At 28.4% G+C, this 18293-nt stretch carries 13 protein-coding genes and 2 pseudogenes; 1 reads left to right on the top strand and 14 read right to left on the bottom strand.

The features are described from left to right. Positions 1–66: 66 nt before the first annotated feature. The 13 genes and pseudogenes from Q0K19_RS00770 to Q0K19_RS00710 all read right to left on the bottom strand — a co-directional run bounded on the left by Q0K19_RS00770 (position 67) and on the right by Q0K19_RS00710 (position 14602). Complete coding sequence (locus Q0K19_RS00770) at positions 67–2925, bottom strand: tetratricopeptide repeat protein (RefSeq protein WP_297244718.1); 2859 nt, start codon at positions 2923–2925, stop codon at positions 67–69. A 45-nt stretch (positions 2926–2970) separates the two neighbouring features. Beyond that, a complete protein-coding gene (locus Q0K19_RS00765) occupies positions 2971–3396 on the bottom strand; it encodes a hypothetical protein (protein ID WP_297244716.1) in 426 nt (141 codons plus the stop codon). Between the two features lie 191 nt (positions 3397–3587). Further along, complete coding sequence (locus tag Q0K19_RS00760; RefSeq protein WP_297244714.1) at positions 3588–5285, bottom strand: carbon starvation protein A; 1698 nt, start codon at positions 5283–5285, stop codon at positions 3588–3590. Between the two features lie 37 nt (positions 5286–5322). Beyond that, complete coding sequence (locus Q0K19_RS00755) at positions 5323–5847, bottom strand: hypothetical protein (RefSeq protein ID WP_297244712.1); 525 nt, start codon at positions 5845–5847, stop codon at positions 5323–5325. A gap of 321 nt (positions 5848–6168) precedes the next feature. After that, positions 6169–6762 carry an RdgB/HAM1 family non-canonical purine NTP pyrophosphatase gene (gene rdgB, locus Q0K19_RS00750; protein WP_297244710.1) on the bottom strand — a complete coding sequence of 198 codons (594 nt, stop codon included), beginning with the start codon at positions 6760–6762 and terminating at the stop codon, positions 6169–6171. Between the two features lies 1 nt (position 6763). Further along, positions 6764–7237: a GyrI-like domain-containing protein gene (locus tag Q0K19_RS00745; RefSeq protein WP_297244708.1), complete on the bottom strand. Its 474-nt coding sequence runs from the start codon at positions 7235–7237 to the stop codon at positions 6764–6766. Between the two features lie 20 nt (positions 7238–7257). Next, positions 7258–8457, bottom strand: coding sequence for a MalY/PatB family protein (locus Q0K19_RS00740; RefSeq protein WP_297244706.1), 1200 nt, complete (start codon positions 8455–8457; stop codon positions 7258–7260). 503 nt (positions 8458–8960) lie between these two features. Beyond that, positions 8961–10937, bottom strand: a pseudogene (locus Q0K19_RS00735) (TRAP transporter permease). Next, positions 10927–11448, bottom strand: a complete 522-nt coding sequence (locus Q0K19_RS00730) for a DUF1850 domain-containing protein (RefSeq protein ID WP_297244702.1) — start codon at positions 11446–11448, stop codon at positions 10927–10929. Before Q0K19_RS00730 ends, Q0K19_RS00735 begins: the two are co-directional and overlap by 11 nt. A gap of 72 nt (positions 11449–11520) precedes the next feature. Continuing rightward, a pseudogene (locus tag Q0K19_RS00725) lies at positions 11521–12477 on the bottom strand (TAXI family TRAP transporter solute-binding subunit). A gap of 109 nt (positions 12478–12586) precedes the next feature. Next, on the bottom strand, positions 12587–13087 hold the full coding sequence (locus tag Q0K19_RS00720; RefSeq protein ID WP_297244700.1) for a leucine-rich repeat protein: 501 nt from the start codon (positions 13085–13087) through the stop codon (positions 12587–12589). Between the two features lie 262 nt (positions 13088–13349). Next, positions 13350–14009, bottom strand: coding sequence for a hypothetical protein (locus Q0K19_RS00715; RefSeq protein ID WP_297244698.1), 660 nt, complete (start codon positions 14007–14009; stop codon positions 13350–13352). A 71-nt stretch (positions 14010–14080) separates the two neighbouring features. Continuing rightward, positions 14081–14602 carry a hypothetical protein gene (locus Q0K19_RS00710; RefSeq protein ID WP_297244696.1) on the bottom strand — a complete coding sequence of 174 codons (522 nt, stop codon included), beginning with the start codon at positions 14600–14602 and terminating at the stop codon, positions 14081–14083. A gap of 209 nt (positions 14603–14811) precedes the next feature. Here Q0K19_RS00710 and Q0K19_RS00705 point away from each other — a divergent pair, with 209 nt between their 5' ends. Next, positions 14812–15345, top strand: coding sequence for a hypothetical protein (locus Q0K19_RS00705; protein ID WP_297244695.1), 534 nt, complete (start codon positions 14812–14814; stop codon positions 15343–15345). Positions 15346–15412: 67 nt separating this feature from the next. On the opposite strand, the gene glgP is transcribed toward Q0K19_RS00705, so the two are convergent. Then, positions 15413–17974 carry an alpha-glucan family phosphorylase gene (glgP, locus tag Q0K19_RS00700; RefSeq protein WP_297244693.1) on the bottom strand — a complete coding sequence of 854 codons (2562 nt, stop codon included), beginning with the start codon at positions 17972–17974 and terminating at the stop codon, positions 15413–15415. Positions 17975–18293: the final 319 nt, after the last annotated feature.

The following is an 18293-nucleotide window of genomic DNA, read 5'->3' as shown; positions in this document are numbered from 1 at the left end:
TATGTATATAAAAAAAGAGCTATAAATAATTTTATAGCTCTTTTTTATTTTTATATTAATTAATTTTTATTCTGTTGTAGTGGTAGGTGACGTAGTAGTATCGCCTGTTGTATTTCCAGTAGTTGTAGTATCATCTGCAGCAGTATCTCCTGTTGTATCTCCAGTAGTTGTAGTATCATCTGCAGCAGTATCTCCTGTTGTATCTCCAGTGGCTGTATCATCAGTTACTGCAGTATCATCTGTAACTGTAGTGTCTTCAGTAGTAGTTGTATCATCAGTTACTGTAGTATCATCAGTGACAGTTGTATCTTCTACAGGTTCTGGTTCAGGAGGAGGCGGAGGTAATTTAAGATTATCAATATCCTCAACTCTTATATTTAAATCCATTCTTCTAATTACTGTTTTTGCAATCTCTGCTTCTACAGGCTCTCCTAAAGAATCAAGTAAAGTTATTTCAGGATTTTCATTTCTGTACTGCTTCATTTCTAGTACATAACCTTCAGCATCTCTTGCCACAGTAGTTTTATTTCTTCCGTCATTTTCTATATCTATACTAACTCCGTTAGCTCTCACTTCATTGACAGTTGATCTTCCGTCAGTATAAGTTTTTGTAGTTGAAGTGCTTCCGTCTGCCTCTGTTGTTGTAGTTTCTGTGTTTCCTTGTATATCTTTTACCACTACTATGCTTGAGCCATTAGGTTTAATAGTTGTAGTTATACTGCTGGAATCTGCTGCCACTACTTCTGTTACTGTGCTTGAATCTCTGTTAAGAGTAGTAGTTTCTCTTGAGCCGTCTTGTCTTATTACTCTCTTTATAGTAGTACCGTCAGGCATTTTTATTTCGCTTATAGTATCTTCAGCAACTGTATCAGTTATTACTGTGCCGTCTACCTTCTTAGTTACTACTGTAAATGAACCGTCTTCATTATAAGTTTTTGTTATAATACTTCCGTCATCAGCTTTTACATTGTATGAGAATGTACCGGCACCTGCTCCTGTAGAATTTCTTTCCTCAACTCTGCCGTCCGGATAAACTATTTTTAAATTGCTTATTCCATTTGTATCTACTGTTGTAGTACCTATACTTCCGTCTATATAATTTGCAACTACTACATAGCTTCCGTCAGGATTCTCTGTTTTTACTATAACAGCTCCATCAACTCTCTTTGTTTCAGTTGTGATATTTCCAAAATTATCTTCAGTTCTTTTTACCTCTGTCCCGTCTAAACTTCTAGTGTAGAAAAATGCTCCGTTATTATCTTTATAATTTGTTGTGATAGAGCCGTCAGATCTTTCCACTACAAATGCTTTATTACTATCTAAAGTTTTTCTATTTATAAAAGAACCGTCAGGGTATAAAGTGTATTCAAATGTATCTCCATTAGAATTTTTTGTATTTATAGATTTTGAATTATCTATCATATATGTTTCTAATCTTTTATCTCCGTTTTCAAATACTGTTTCTATTTCTCTTTTTCCATAAGGATATATAGTATCTGAAACTTCATAATTATTAGAATACATTTTAGTTTTTTCTATTTTTCCATTTTCATAAACTATTCTAACACCATTAGGATATATAGTTTCTCTTTCATAATAAAAATTAGGGAATATATTTTCTGTTGTTATACTTCCGTCATTATTTGTATTTACCCTATGATTATTAGTAAAAGGAATAAATTTAATTGATGTATCATTACTTCTTATAAGAGATATAACTCTTTCTAAAGATTCTTTTTGATAATAATCATTTCCTACATTAGTTAAAAATATTTCATAGGATATAGCGGCATTAGTTATTTCGCCAAGTGCTAAGAAAGTATGCCCCATATTAAGATAAGCACTGTAATATAAAGCCCAAGTATTATATGCATCCACTGAAGCTATATTAGTTTTTATCTCCACCATATTTCCATTAGTATCCATAACATTAGTCATTATAACTATATTTGTTACTGTAAATGGATTTTCTTCAGTTATTACATAGCTTGATCCTGTAACAGTTGAATTTGTGGACATTGTAACAGTATTTGAATCTCCTGCTGCAGCTTCATTAGTAACATTATCAGGAGGAAGGGCAGTTTCCGAAACTGAAGGATTTACCACTTCCAAATTAAAATTAGCATTTGCTTCAAATATTACTGTTGTATTTGTAAATTCATAATTATTTGTATATGTATTTGTGATAACTACATTTGTAAATAATGGAAGTTTAGTAAATGTATTATCCAAGGTATTTTTTATATTTTCATTTGCAATATTTAGATTATTTATAGCATCAGATATTGCATTAGTATCAGATGATAAATTTGTTGATATTGTATTTGTATTTATAGCAGGAGCAGTTATATTAGTTGATATAAATTCATTTGTTAATGATTCATTTGAACCTATGGAGATATTAGTTATAGATTCATTAGAAGAAGTATTATTAACATCAAAAATAAATATTGTATTTGTTACTACATTTTGAGAAACTGTATAATTAGTTAATACTTCATGATTTAATTTAGTTGTATATGGGGAATGAAGACGTTCTATAGATCTGTTATACCAAAGTAAAGCATCTTCATAATTTTTTAATTGATAGTAAGAGTTTGCTATATTATTACAATATGAATATGAATCATTGATATCGAATGCTAATTTATAATAATTTATAGCATTTTCATATTGTTTATCTTGGAAATAGCATGCTCCTATATAATAATAAAGCATATCATTAGTTGATAATGGTCTTCTTTTCAAATATAAAAGAAATGCTTCTCTTGCAAAATTATATTTTTTTTGGAAGAAAAGTTTTTCTGCATTATAAAATTCTCTGTCAATATTTCTTTCATCATTTGGAGCGGCATTCTGTGCTAACAATATAGATGATAATGATATAAAAATAGATATTATAATTATTGAAAGAATTTTTTTCATAATAATATGATCCTCTTTATTTTTTAAGGATAATATTTAAAACTATCAATTTTTTATATAGTCAAAATAATGATTAAATAGCGAATATAGTATATATTCACTGTATCCTCTTACCTTTTTTTTGTCTTTTTCTAAAACATCATTTAAAAATTCAAAAGTTTTTTCATTAGGATTTTCTATATAATAAATCCTTTCTCTAGATATTAAATTACTTTCATTTTTTATCATTTTTATAATTGAAAGTTCTTTTAATCTATCCTTTTTATCTTCGCGGCTTGCCTGATATGAAAACAGACGTTTTACCAAGTTCTCAAATACTATCTTATTGTACATAACAGCTCTTCTTACATCTGTATCAACACTGCCGTCATAATTATTGATTTCATTGTCAAATATTGCTATAGATATTGCAGATTTAATATCAGCAAACACAGCTTTTTCTTCTTTTAATTTAAATTTCTTACTAGACATAATATTAGAAAATATTCACCTTTGTTTAAAATATAAGTCATATTGAATATCGACAAAGTTAAAAATTTAATTAGATTAAAAATTTGATTCAGATAATAGTTGTATATTTGTTATAGTATTAAAATATAGTGAAATAAAAAACCCCTTCCATAAAATAATTATGAAAGGGGAAAATTCTATATTAAATAAAATTATTTGTTTTTGATAGGATCATTAGGGTTAGAAGCAGTTTCTTTAGATAATCCGCGAGCCCATTGACCAGTGATGAATAATTCTATAACTGCTAATATTATCATAATAGCAGCTATTGCAGCTAATACATAACCGTCAAAAGTAGCTTTCATAACATTAGTATATACTACTAAGCATAAAGCGGAAAGAGTAACAGCAAACATGAATACTAAAGGAATAATAGTTTCCCAAGAGTTTCTTTTTTGAGTATTTTTTATCCAAGCAGCAACAGCAAGTAATGCTAAACCTGCTAATAATTGGTTAGCACTTCCAAATATAGGCCATATTCTTTCATAGCCGTAAAGAGTAAATCCTAAAGATATGGCAACAGTAATACCTGTAGCAAGATAAGGATTTGTAAATACGGTTTTTACTGTTCTTCCATCTTCAGTATAGTATTCACCCAATTCTTGAACCAAGTATCTTCCTATACGAGTGGCACTGTCTAAAGAAGTTAAAGTAAAAGAAGCGAATGCTAAAGTAACAAAAGTTTGACCTAATCCCATAGGTATTCCAAAAGAATTCATAAATGTTGCAACGCCTAAAGCAAATCTAGCAGCTGGAGTTCCTTCAGTATTTCCTGCAATTGCAGCAACGCTCATTAAAGCAACTATTGCAACTATACCTTCTATAAGCATAGCTCCGTAACCTACAAGTTTAGCATCTTTTTCGCTATTAAGCTGTTTAGCACTAGTTCCCGAACTTACTAAAGAGTGAAAACCTGATATAGCTCCGCAGGCAACGGTAATAAATAGTATAGGAAACAAATAATTGCCGGCACTAGGCAAAAAGCCATTGAAAGCGGACATTTGTACAGAAGGTCTCATAATTATCAAACCAACTACTCCTCCTGCTACCATAGCATATAATAAGAAAGAAGACAAATAGTCTCTAGGCTGCAGAAGTATCCACACAGGCAGAAGAGAAGCACATATTATATATATTACCAATATTATTTGCCAATGAACTTTAGTTAAAGCTAAGAACGGAAATTTATCAGCTAAAAAAACTACAGCCGCTAATAGCACAACTCCTATTACAGTTGAAACAGTTACGTTTACGCCTCTTCTATAAACCAAAAAACCGAATAACAATGCCAAAACTATAAAAAGCATACTCGCAGTGCCTGCAGCAGCTTTCTGTTTTTCCGCTAAATCTATAGCGTCAATATTTCCAACTGTCTGAACATTTACTGCGAAAGTACCTGCTGTAATATCCAAAAATGCAGCAACAACTAAACAAATGGTAATGAAAGCATAAAGAGTGAACATTATCTTACCTTTTTGGCTAACATTACTTCTTATAACTTCTCCGATAGATTTACCTTCATGTCTTAAAGAAGCAAGTAATGAACCGTAATCATGCACACCTCCGAAGAATACGCATCCGAATATAATCCATAAATACACAGGCAGCCAGCCGAACATAGTAGCAATAATCGGACCAGTGATAGGACCGGCACCAGCTATTGAAGAAAAATGGTGTCCTAATAATACTTTAGCATCTGTAGGAACATAGTCTCTGCCATCAGGTCTAGTATGAGCAGGAGTCTTTCTGCCCGGATCTACACCCCATTTTTTCGCTAGATATGAACCGTAAGTTATATAGGCTATGAAAAATATAATCATACCTAACAATAGAAGAATGAAAGCATTCATTTTTATCTCCTTAAAAATTTTATTATTTTATAACCTCCTAAAAATCTGAAAGAAGAAGTTTTAATTCTTTCTTACGCATTTTAGGTAAGTATACATTTTTATCTGTCATAGATACTATAGCATATTGCGTTTCTGACCAGCCATGAAATAGTAATTTGTAATTGACTTTATAAAAGAATTTTTTTGTTATCTTTTCCCATTCTTTTTCTAAAGGACTTTCTGTAACTAATATTCCTGTTATTAAACTTCTTTTATGAAATTTATTAGGATTAGATAATATAGGAGTAAGCCTAATAAGCATATTTTGAAAATTTTCTATATCTTCATTCTTTAACTCTTTAATAAATCTTAAAAGCATATGTTCAAATACAGAATAACCTTCATAAACTGTAGATTTAGTTATAAATGATTTGAAGAAATCGTTTCTATGAAAAGCATACAAATCAAAGTATTCATCTTCTTTGGTAATTTCATATTCTAAATCAAAATGTCTCATTAATTTTTCTGAAACACTAAATATATACTTTTTTACATTTTCATTATCAATGTGAAGTTTAGCCATGTTTCCTCTCCATGCTATATATTATATAAAGTTTTTTTTCATTGTCAAGTTGTTATCTATACTAAATAGTAATTATTATTATTTAAAATCGTATTCTTAATAGATTTATTAAATATTGTATGATTTTTGTAATATATGTATGATTATTGCTATATATTAAATTGTTTTTATTATTATTTATTTAATTGAATGTTTAAATTTATAATAAAAATAGGGTATAAATATTTATTATAATTCTAAAAACAATAATTATTATTATATTTTTTTATATAAAATACATTTTTTATGATTTATACAATGAAAAACATATATTATATATAATCAATAAGCATAAATACCAGATAAAATATTTTTCATTTTGTTCATAGCCAATGATCTATGACTCATAGAATTTTTTTCTTCCAAACTCATTTCAGCATAAGTAATATTATATCCATCAGGCTGAAATATAGGGTCATATCCAAAACCTTCAAAACCTCTTGGATTTTCTATTATTATTCCATTAACTCTGCCTTCAACTGCTATATAATAATTATCATCTAATACACATACTGCAGAAGTTATAAAATATGCTGTTCTATCATTTTTATCTTTTAATTCATCTAAAAGCATCTGCATTTTTTCTTTATATCCAAGTGTCTCTCCGCCGTATCTAGCCGAATATATTCCGGGTTTTCCTCCAAGTGCATTAACACATAGTCCGGAATCATCTGCCAAAGATGGTAATTTAGTATGATTATATACTGTTTTTGCCTTTATAAGTGAGTTTTCTATAAATGTATTTCCATCCTCTATTATTTCACCTATATCCGAAGGCATTGATAATATTTCTTTTATTACAGTTCCTTTGAATATGGATTCTATTTCTTTTAATTTATGTTGATTTGTTGTTGCTATTACTAATTTTTCAAGCATATTAATTTCCTTTTATATTAAAAAATAGATAAAAATCTTTACTGTTTGGTATATAATATTCCATAACATTGCCTATTATTATATATCCGTTTTTTGGGGCATAATTTTCAACTACATTTGTAAATATTTTGCTGTAATTTTCTATATTGCATTTTACCTTTATAAACTTACCGCCTTTAATATTCCATTTTGTCCAGCCTTCAGGAGGAGTAGAATTTTCTTTTACTTCCACACCTGCCATATATTTGCCTCTTTCTCCCCAATGGGCAAAGGTTTCATCTATATCATTCATTATTCCCCATATACCGGACAAATTATTATTTTCATCAATTTTTACTAAGTTAATTATTTCTTTAATATTTTTATTAAATTCCTGCCATAAAGGTAATACCCATTTTGAATGTTTTTCACTTTCTCCTTCGGCTACTTTTCCTATAACTTCAAAATCTTCTTTTTCTACTATTTCTATATCCATAATGTTTTAGAACTCCTATTTTATTTTTTTAATTTTTTTACAGCTTCTGATATATTATTCATAGCATTTTCAACATAGTATCTTTGAGTGGCTAAATTAAAACGCATAAATCCTATGCCGGCTTTTCCGAAAGCATTCCCTTCATCTAATGATAAATTACAAGAATCATAATAGAAGTTATTTAAATCTTCCTGATTCATATTAAATTCTTTCATTAAGTTTTTATTATCAGCAAACATCAAATAAGAACCTTCTAAAGGCACAGCTTTTATATAATCTTTTAATATACTATTTTCTATATAGTTTTTAATATAATTATAATTGCCCCAAACATATTTTCTCATTTCATCAACCCAATAAGCACATTTTGAATATGCTGTTTTACAAGCAGCTAATGATAATATAGAAACTGATACGCAGAATCTTTCCATTTGAAATTTGAATGCTCTCATTATTTCTTCATTTTGAATTATAACATTTGATACCTTTGCACCTGCTAAATTGAAAGTTTTTGAAGGGGCATTCATTGAAATTATATGATTGGAGTATTTTTCTATAGATGCTAATGGCGTATATTTTTTTGTCGGATCAACTATTATATCGCAGTGAATATCATCACAAATTATTTTGACATTGTTTTCTATTAAGATATCTGCTAATTTTGATAATTCTTCTACAGAATAAAGTCTTCCTGTAGGATTATGAGGATTGCCTATTAAAGCAGCTGTTAGATTATTGTCTTTTACTTTTTTTGCTACATCTTCATAATCTATAGTATATCTGCAAGTATTATCATCATATATTAAATCTGATTCAACTATTTGACAGCCTTGATTTTTTATTCCTGCAAACATAGGGTAGTAAGTAGGAGTTAAAACTAATACGCTTTCACCTGGTCTTGTTAAAGCAGATATTGCTATATTAAATCCTTGTACTAATCCTTGTGTGAAATTAAGCCATTCTTTTTTTATATCCCAATTATATCTTTCTTTATGCCATTTTATAACAGATTCATAATATTCATCATAAGTAAAATAACCAAAAATACCAAAATCTGCCTCTTTCTTTATTGCTTCTATTATTTCAGGAGCAGCTTTAAAATCCATATCAGCAACCCACATAGGAATTTGATTTTCTTTTAAAGTTTTTTCTCCGAATGCTTTAGTCCATTTTATACTGTTAGTTTTTCTTCTGTCTATTAATTCATCAAAATTAATCATTAAATAACCTTTTATGAAAATTATACCGATTTATTTTATAATAATATAAAAAATAAATCTATTATATAATATATTTTTATTAAAAAGAAAATACATATTGATAGTTGATGTTTAATTTAATAAATTAAAAATTTTTAGTATATACCTAAACAATTATATTTTGTCAACCGCGAGCTGCGGCACCTTCCCGCACGGTATCACTTATTCTTAACGAATGTCCTCTATATGTGCGGCTGATTACTTATTATTGCACAAAAATTAATAATTTATCTTAAAAGTAAGACTATTTTAATATGATTTATTACTAATTTTACATTTGCATTTTTTGGTTCTTTGACGCTGTCCGCCTGCAACTGTAGGGAGTGCCTTTTAGGTATGGCGTGCGGCGGGAAAAAGTTGAATAAAAAAATGACAAACTTAAAAATTTTTAGTATATATAAAAATGAGGAAGCATTTATAAATATTAAAGCTCCCTCATTATTATTTTTATATATTATTAATTATTAAGCAGCAGCGGCAGTATTCATTTTATTTTTTGTTGCTATTTGTATGATAACTAATATCGCTATAACTGCTATTCCTATAATGTCACTATAGAATTCAGGATATATAGATAATAATCCAGCTATAATAAATAATATTCTCTCATAAGCTTTACATTTTCTAAATACATATCCTTCTAATCCTGCAGATACTCCAAACATACCAATAAGAGAAGTTATAAGTATAGGTATAACATCAGCAATAGTAGTGTTTATCATTAATATATCAGGATTGAATATAAACATATAAGGAATTATAAAAGCACCTATAGAAAGTTTTGTAGCTTCAATACCAGTTTTAAGCGGATCTGATTTAGCAATAGCAGCACCAGCCATAGCAGCCAAAGCAACAGGAGGAGTAACATCTGCAATTATTCCGAAATAGAATACAAACATATGAGCAGCTAAAGGTTCATAACCTAAACCTATTATTGCACTTGCAGCTATTGTTGAAGTGATAAGGTAATTTGCTGTAGTAGGAACGCCCATACCAAGTATAATAGAACTTACCATTGTTAAGAATAATAATAACAAAGGTATTCCGCCGGATATAGATATTAAACCTGCTCCTATTTTTAAACCTAATCCTGTTAAAGTAATAACTCCTATTATAACTCCAGCCATAGCACAAGCAACAGCTACACTTATTATATTTCTAGCAGCATTAACGAAAACATCTATTAAATCTTTGAATCCGAAACTTACCTGTCTTTTCATTATAATATCTACTATTGAGTTTACAATGGCAACTAAACCGGCAGCAATTATACCCATTAATCCGGCATAAATTGCAGTTTTACCAAGTACGAAGAAGTATATAATAGTAGCAAGAGGTATAACTAAATAACCTTTCTTCATCAAAAGTTCGCCTATTTTAGGAAGAGAATCTCTTGATAAACCTTTAAGTCCTGTCTTTTTAGCTTCTAAATGCACCATTATAAATATACCTGTAAAATAAAGTATAGCCGGTATAATAGCAGCCTTAGCAACCTGCATATAAGGTATACCCAAACTTTCAGCCATTAAGAAAGAAGCAGCTCCCATTATAGGAGGCATTAATTGTCCGCCAGTAGAAGCTGAAGCCTCAACAGCACCTGCAAACTCTGGTCGGTATCTTAAAGATTTCATCATAGGTATTGTGAAACTTCCTGTACCTACAGTGTTTGAAACTGAACTTCCTGATACTGTACCAAACATAGCACTTGTAAGTACTGCTACTTTTGCAGGGCCTCCGTCAAATCCTCCTGCTATAGCATTACATATATCTATAAAAAATTGTCCTATTCCTGTTTTATCAAGCAATGCACCGAAAAATATAAATAAGAATATAAATGTAGCTGAAGCACCTATAGGAGTACCCATTATTCCTTCAGTATTATAAAATAAATGTGATACTAATCTTTGAAGAGAATATCCTCTATGATTCAAAAAACCAGGGGCATAAGCTCCAAACAAGGCATATATAATAAAAACTATTGATATTATAAGTATAGGAAGTCCTACTATTCTTCTGCAAGCTTCAAATACAAGAAGTATCCCTATTATACCTATAATGACATCAGTTGTAGTGTATATTCCGGCTCTTCTTATTAATTCTTCAAAATTAAATGATATATAAGCCCAAGAAGCAGCACCTATTACAGCAAGTATAACATCATACCAAGGAAGTTTATCCTTAGGCATATCTTTTTTCATCGGAAATAAAAGATATGCAAGAAGCATAACAAATGATAGGTGAGTAGCTCTTACAATCTGTGCTGTAATTTTTCCAGATAATATTGAATATAATTGAAATAAACAAAATACAACAGATATTACTATTATCAAATATTTTTTCCAATCTTAATATCTTCTGTACCTTGATTCACTGTCATATTTACTCATGTAATCATCAATTTCTTCAACTGTTGGAATGTGAATATCATTTCTATGTTTCATTGTTCTCCCTTAATATTTTATTATTCATTATATTTGAAATTATTTTAAATAATGATACTTTCTTATATTCTATCTTTATATTTGTTTGAGGCTTAAATAATGTATTTAACTTTATTTCTTTTCCGTCAAATTCTATTCTATGATCAGCTACAATGCCGACAAATAAATATAAGTCTTTTATTTTTTTATTAATGTTGTTTATTTCTATATAATCATCTGTAATAATTATCTTTTCATTACCTTCTGGATCTGACATACCAGCACCATAAGAAACAAATCTAGTCTTATCCAGTACAATATTATTATTATTTATAATGTAATAATCTCTAATTCTTCCTTTATTTACAGAATGTGTATATGAAATTAGAAACTCTTTTCTATTAATATTAAATATAAAATTATCTTTATTATTTTTAACACTATTTAATATAAGTCTTGGAAATAGAGGTACAAATAATAAAGCAATAATTATTATGATGACAGATATACATATAATAATTTTCTTTAACATATATCAGAATAATTATTAGTGTATTCATTATTTAATTAATATAAACAATGAATACACTTATATTATTTGTAATTATTGTACATTATATCCCAATTCTTCGTAATATTTTAAAGCACCTGGATGGAATGGTATAGATATTCCTTTGTAAGCTTCTTCAATATTTAATTCTTCGCCTTTAGCATGAGCAGTTGCTAAATCAGCTTTTTTATCAAATAAAGTTTTTACTAAATTATAAACAACATCTTCAGGTATATTATTATTAACTGCGATAGTTGCTTTTACTACTATTGCTCTAGTATCTGTAGTAACATTATTATATGTATTAGCAGGTATTGTAACTTCTGTATAATATTTATATTGATTTAAAATTTCATCTAATTGAGTTTTATCTAAAGAAACCAAAACTATATCTTTTGATAAAGATAATTCTTGTAAAGCGGCATTAGGTATTCCAGCAACTATGAAACAAGCATCTAAAGTACCATTTTGTAATCCGTCACTTGACTCTTTAAAAGAAAGATTTTATTTATTTATATCATCGAAAGTTAATCCATAAGCTTCTAATATTTGTTTGGCATTAAATTCAACACCGCTTCCAGCATCTCCTACTGATATTCTTTTTCCTTTCATATCAGCTATTGATTTTATTCCACTTTCTTTTGTAGCTGCGATTTGTACTATTTCAGGGTATAAAGTAAGAACAGCAGAGAAATTAGTTAATATTTCTCCGGCAAAGATGTCTGTACCATTATATGCATAGTCCATAACATCGTTTTGTACAAATGCTAAATCAGCTTCATGTCTGTTAAGAAGTCTTAAATTCTCAGCAGAAGCTCCTGTTGATTGAGCAGTAACATTCATTCCTTCTATATTAGCATTCCATATACTAGCTATGCTTCCTCCGAATGAATAGTATGTACCGCTTGTTCCGCCTGTAGCAAAAATATAATTTAGATTATTGCTTTTTTGGCATCCTATCATTAATACCAATGATAGAATAGCTGCAGCAGTGATAAGAACATTTCTAATAATAATAATACTCCTTGCAAAATTTATTTACATAATACACTTTATAATATTAAAAGTCAATATTTATTATTGATATATAAGTTTTTATATATTTATTATAGGTTAATAGTTATTCTAATACTTCTATGATATCTTCTATACTAAATTCGCCTTTATAATAAACTTTTTTCCAAGTATATCTAGCCCAATTTGTAGTAGTATATTTTTTTCCTCCTGATATAATTTCTTTATATCCGTCAAAATTTCCCAAATATAATGTCATTTGTTTTTGATCTATTCCTTTCCAAGCATCTCCATTATTAGCACCTGTAAAATCTAATCTTGTACCATAATACACAACATGCTTAAGATTTTTTACACCAGCAAGCATACTAGGATACATAGTTTTAAAATTAGTACCTAAAACTATAGCTTCAAGAGATGTGCAGTTATCAAAAGCATTATTTCCTATAGCCTCCATATCAGCTGGAAAATAAACACCTGTAAGATTTTTTACATTCATAAAACTTTCATTAGGCCATTTCTTCCCATTTCCTTCAAAAATAACATTTTCTGCATACAAAAATACATGCTTATCAGGCTGCTTTCTTAGGCATTCTGCTATACTCAATATTGTAGTTTTATCTATAATTCCTCTAATTCCTAATCTGCTTCCTCCGCTTCTATCTATAGCATCGTATATTACAGGGCATTGAAAAGTTCCTCCTCCGCTAGTATATGGTAAATGAATTTGGTATACAAAAAAATTGATTTTATTTGCTTCTTCTAATGCATTATCAGGACTTAAATATTAAATATTACAAGATACAATAAAAATTAAAATAATAGTTATAAGAATGATAAAACTTTTTATTTTCATAAATTAGACTCCTTTATAATTTTGGTTCTCCAGCAAATCTATACACAAATGGTACAAACATAACTGAAAAACTTTTTGAAAATATAGAATATTCAAATGATAAAGATTGGTAAAATATATCAATAGTTGCACCAACTCTTATATCATAACTGAAATAATTATCTTTTATTGATATTTTAGGCATACTTGTATTAAATTCATAAGTTTGATTATTAATATTTTCTGTAACAGTATTTATACCAAATTCAGAATCAGAATCTACAAAACTATATACTAAATCAACTCCAATAAATCCGTATATTGCAAAATAATCTATATATGGAACTTTATCTCTTAATTTTAATCCTCCAACTAATTTTGGAGTTAAAGCAAAACTTATCCATTTACTTTTTATGTCGGCTGATGTTCCAAAGTATGCTCCTGTATATGTGCTGTTTGCGGAATTATGCATCTGAAATACATACCTATCATTCATGAAAGCCATATTGAATTTTCCATAATCAAAATTGAAATCTGCTCTGGCATCAACAAAAAAATATTTATCTCTATAAATATAGAATTTTAAGTCCATACCGCTATGTAATCCGAATGTTTCTATTTTTGTATCTTTAACAAAAAGATTATAAAATTCGCTGTAACCTGGCATAAATGCAAATCTTAATCCTATGGACATAGGAGCAGTCCAGCAATTAATAGAACCAAAAACTTCAATATATGGAAATGGTACTTTATCTATAGAATTTATTAGTCTGCAAAATCATTATCATAACTTAATGAAGATTTTGTATCTTCAAGCTGAAAATTTAAGTATGCTCCAATACCTACAGTACCTAATGGAAAATGTAAAGGAATTATTAATCCATAATTATCTCCTGAAGCAGCATTGAACTGTATTTTTCTTTTAATTTTCTGTTCTATTGCATATCCAACTGACATATTAAAATTATAAATATCATATAAAAATTCGATACTTGACATCAAAAGTATTGTATTAGGAGATTCAGGATATTTTTCTATTAATTTTGGATTGTTAAGTACATCTTTCCAAAATTGCGGATTTATATTTTCTATAAAGTTTTTGGCATTATTAAAAAAATTTATTATATATTTGTTATTAGAAATATAATCGATATAGCCTTGATTATATTTATTATTCATTTGAAAATATTTAGTTATAAATTGATTATATTCAGTATTTATATCTTGTGAATATAAATATGGAATATGCAAACATAAGAAGAAAGCAACATGTAAAAAGTATTTCATAAATAATCCTAATTGTTTTTATTATAGTAAAATTATTTTCTAAAATCAATATAAAAATAGTAAAATAGAAATTTTATATAAAAATATTCATTTTAATTAAAAATAAAAAATATTTTAACGATAAAAATTACCATTATATTTAAAATAATTAATATTATTATAATATGAAAAAAATCATAATTTTGATATTTCTTTTTTGCAGTATAGTAATGTCCACTCCATTATTTATAGAAGAAACCCCAATAAAAATTTATATAAAAAATAAAATTTTAGATGAGGCTGAAAAAAAAGGTGATATTCAAACTATAGAAGAATTAACAAATGAAAATACATCAGTTATAACTAATGATAAATTAATAAGTACTAATAATAGTGTATTAATAATAACTAATGATATAGATTTTTCAAAGTATAGAGATAGAGGATATGATATAACAATGGATGTACTTCCTAGATATTATAGAGTACAGGCAGGAGATACATTATTAAAAATATCATCATATCCATTTATATATGGAGAGAGAAATTTTTGGCGTATTATATATCTCCATAATAAAGATATAATAAATGATACTACTTCTCTACCAATAGGATTAAGACTTTTTATACCTAGTATAAGAGGGGAAACTAGATATTGGAATTATGAACCTAAACTTGAATATATACCATTTAAAACAAGAATGGATTTAACAACTAATATGTATAATGATTATCCTTTTATTATTAAAACAGAAGATAATTAATTCATAATAAAAAAGACCTTCACTAAAATGTGAAGGCCTTTTAATTTTTATTCTATTTAATTAGATATTAGCTCCATATAATAAGTTTCATATCAAATTTATAGCTTAAATCTTTATGATATGGATACATTCTTATAGCATAACCGCTTTGTCCGCTGTTAGTACATTCCAAAGTTCCTGAGAAAGAATGTCTTCCGTTTCCTAAATCAGCAGAATGCTTCATTTCTACTGTGATAGGATCTATGATTTCTTCTTTCATGCTTAACTTACCATGGTAAAGTTCTACTCTTACAGAATCAGGAGCTATATCTCCAAGATTAACTATAGTTTTAACTTCAAATTTGCTTCCAACTTTTAAATTTCTTGAAGGCATTTCAGAAATTGTGTTTTCAATAAGAACTTTTGACCATTTTGAAGCGATATCTTGTTTCCAAGCTTTTAATTCTTTAGCTTTAGCAAATTCATTTTCAGTCATATTGAAATATCTTTTGCTTGCATTGTTATAGAATTTATGGAAGTAATCAGCAACCATTCTATTAGTAGAGAATACTGGACAAACAGTTTGCATACTCCATTTCATAGCAGCAACCCATTGTCTAGGTATATTATCTCTTCCTCTTTCATAGAATAGAGGTATAATCTCATTTTCTAAAACATTATAAAGAGCTTTACTTTCAACTTCATCTTGATATTCTAAGTCAGTGTACTCTTCTCTGTTACCGATAGGCCATCCATTTTGACCATCATAAGCTTCATCCCACCATCCGTCTAATACACTGAAGTTTAAACCTCCATTTGGCGGAACTTTCATACCGCTTGTACCGCTTGCTTCTAAAGGTCTTCTAGGGTTATTAAGCCATACATCAACACCTTGTACCATGTATCTAGCAACATTGATGTCATAGTCTTCTATAAATACTATATGATCTCTGAAATCTTCTCTTCTGCATATTTCAGCAATATTTCTTATTAATTCTTTACCGCCATTATCATGTGGGTGAGCTTTACCAGCAAATATGATTTGCACAGGTCTTTCAGAATTAGTAACGATTTTCTTTAATCTTTCTAAATCTCTGAAAAGCAATGTACCTCTTTTATAAGTAGCAAATCTTCTAGCAAAACCTATTGTTAAAGCTTCAGGAGAAAGTATTTGATCAGCATGTTCTATTTCGCTTTTTGTGAATCCTCTATTTGTTATTTGAGTTTTTAATCTTTCTCTGCAGAAATCAATAAGTCTTTCTTTTCTTCTTTCATGAGTTCTCCAAAGTTCTGCTTCAGGTATTTTTTGAACTCTTTCCCAAATTTCATATTCTAAAGGTTTAGTTCTCCAACGATGTCCTAAATATCTGTCAAGTAAGTTCTGCATATCAAAAGATATCCAGCTTAAAGTGTGAATACCATTAGTAATAGAATCTATAGGAAGCTCATTAACAGGAACACCTTTCCAAATATCTTTCCACATAGCTCTTGATACATGTCCATGAAGCTCACTAACACCGTTATTTTCAGCAGAAAGGTTAAGAGCAAGTACTGTCATACAGAAACTTTCTTTTTGATCATCTGGATTGATTCTTCCAAGTCTTATGAATTCATCCATAGACATATCTATATGTTTAACATAATCTGCGAAATATTTTTGAACCATATCTATAGGGAATATATCATTACCAGCAGGTACAGGAGTGTGAGTTGTAAATATATTAGAGCTAAATACAACTTCTCTTGCTGTATTTTTATCTAAATGATTATTTTCCATTAATTGTCTTATTCTCTCTAAAGAAAGAAAAGCACTGTGTCCTTCATTCATATGGTATATAGTAGGTTTAATTCCTAATTTTTCTAAAGCTTTAACACCACCTATACCAAGTAATATTTCCTGCTGTATTCTAGTTTCTAAGTTACCGCCGTAAAGCTGAGCAGTAATATCTCTATCTTCAACACTGTTTTCTTCTATGTTAGCATCTAAATAGTAAAGCTCTATTCTTCCTACATTAGCTTTCCAAATTTGAGCATAAACTTTTCTTCCAGGAAGATCAACATCTACTTTCATAGTTTCGCCGTTTTTATCTAAAACTTTTTCTAAAGCTAAGTTAAAGAAATCATTTTCTATATCATATTCCTGCTGCCAGCCATCAGCATTTAAATATTGTCTGAAATATCCTTTTCTATATAAAAGTCCAACTGCTACCAAAGGCAAACCTAAATCACTAGCAGATTTCAAATGGTCTCCTGATAATATACCAAGACCTCCTGAATAGTTAGGCAAAGATTCATGCAAACCATATTCAAAAGAGAAATAAGCTATTTTTTCATTAGGAGTTTTTTGACTTTCATCTAAGCTATTATACCAAGTTTCCTGCTTCATATAAGTTTTAAACTCATCATAAACTTCAGCTAAATTCATCATAGCTGCATCATCTTGAAGCATAGCATCAAAACGTTCCTGAAGAGATTCTCCTAATACTCTTATAGGGTTATGATCTCTTTTGTCCCAATTATCAATATCTATTGTTCTTAATAAAGTTACTGCTTTCTGGTTCCAACACCACCAAAAGTTTTTAGTAATTTCTATAAGTGGCTCTAATTCTTTTGGAACCGATGGTGAAACCATATATTTATTTAATTTCATAAAATTACCGCCTTAAAAATTATTTTAGATATACCTCTGCTTATTCTATAATATTTTACAATAAAATCAATGAATTTATTTAATAATTCTTATTATATAGTTAATTATATATATTTTTTATTGACATTTATCAATTTTTATATATAATATATTACTATGAAAGATAAGATTTTTATTAACTCTATCATAAGCAACTCTTTTTGCTTCCCATTTTTCTTTAGCTTTTTTGGCGTTTAAGGCGCCAGTATATTCTATTTTTCACAACAATAAAAAATAAATACATAATAAATTAATTTTTTAATTATAAGAAAACTATTAA

Origin of the sequence: uncultured Brachyspira sp., from assembly GCF_944393015.1 — a bacterium.
Classification (GTDB): Bacteria; Spirochaetota; Brachyspiria; order Brachyspirales; family Brachyspiraceae; genus Brachyspira.
The sequence above is the reverse complement of the archived record's forward strand: the minus strand, read 5'-3'. Positions and strand labels throughout refer to the sequence as shown.